Annotated in this window: 1 protein-coding gene; it reads left to right on the forward strand. The window is 48.1% G+C overall.

Annotated features, from left to right (window positions below; genetic code table 11):
* The coding region (gene malT, locus R7Z47_RS24000; protein ID WP_318130664.1) for an HTH-type transcriptional regulator MalT at window positions 1-1,323 on the forward strand (1,323 nt) is incomplete at both ends.

The raw sequence follows: 1,323 nt of genomic DNA on the forward strand, positions 1-1,323 counted from the left end.
GTGGGATTACCTAGTCGAAGAAGTATTCGACCTGCTCGATCACGAAACTCGTCACTTCTTGATGCAAGTTTCTGTGCTGGATCACTTTAACGATGAGTTGGTATTTGCCCTCACCCAACGCGAAGACGCGCTGGGTCTAATTGAATCGCTTAACCGTTATGGCTTGTTCATTTACCCACTTGAAGGCGAGCATAACTGGTTCCGCTTCCACAACTTGTTTGGCGAGTTCTTGTCTCACGAGCGTCAAGCACGTATTCCTCAACAAGAAAAAGATCTTCACCGCAATGCGGCGGTCGCTTGGTTACAACAAAAATCGCCACACCAAGCCATTCATCACGCGCAAAAGTCCAACGATAAAGACTTAGTCGTTGAGATTTTGAATGAATTCGGTTGGAAGATGTTCAACCAAGGTGAACTAAGCACACTCGAGCATGCCATCAATAAGCTGGATGCAGAGCTGCTATTTAGTCACCCTAAATTGACGATGTTACGTGCATGGTTAGCGCAGAGCCAACACCGATACAATCAAGTTGGCCAATTGCTTGAAGAAGCCGAAGAAGAGCATAAAAAGCGCAACATCGAGCTAGATATCCATTACCAAGGCCAAGCCAACGCGCTGCTTGCTCAGGTCGCAATTAACAGCAACCAACCCGAGAAAGCGCTTGAACTTGCGGAGCTGGCTCTCAGCCAACTAGACAACACTATTTACCGTAGCCGAATTGTCGCGACCTCAGTCGTAGGCGAAGTGAACCACGTACTGGGTAAACTCGACCGCGCGTTGCCGATGATGCAGCAAACCGAAAAATTGGCGCGCCAGTATCAGGTTTACCATCAAGCACTGTGGGCGATTTTACAACAAAGCGAAATCTTGATTGCTCAAGGTTACGTGCAAGCGGCCTTTGAGCTGCAAGATTCAGGCTTTCGTCTGATTGAAGATCAGCAATTACAGCACGTTCCTCTGCACGAGTTTTTATTGCGTATCCGCGCGCAAGTCTTATGGTGCTGGAACCGCCTAGATGAAGCCGAAGAGTGTGCGTACCGAGGCCTACAAATTCTCGAAAACCATTCGCCGAGTAAGCACTTACATAGCTACTCAATGTTGGCACGCATTGCGATTGGCCGTGGCGAACTAGACAAAGCCGGTAAATTCATCGAGCACATTCAACATTTAATGAAGCAGTCTACGTACCACGTAGATTGGACCGCCAACGCCTCTTTATCGTTGATCTTATTCTGGCAAGCGCGTGGCAATACAGAAGCCATGCAAGAATGGTTGAACACGGCGGTTCGTCCAGAATCGGCATGTAACCACTTCTTACAACT

Origin of the sequence: Vibrio sp. 1641 (genome assembly GCF_033339995.1) — a bacterium.
In the GTDB taxonomy this organism is placed as follows: domain Bacteria; phylum Pseudomonadota; class Gammaproteobacteria; order Enterobacterales; family Vibrionaceae; genus Vibrio; species Vibrio alginolyticus.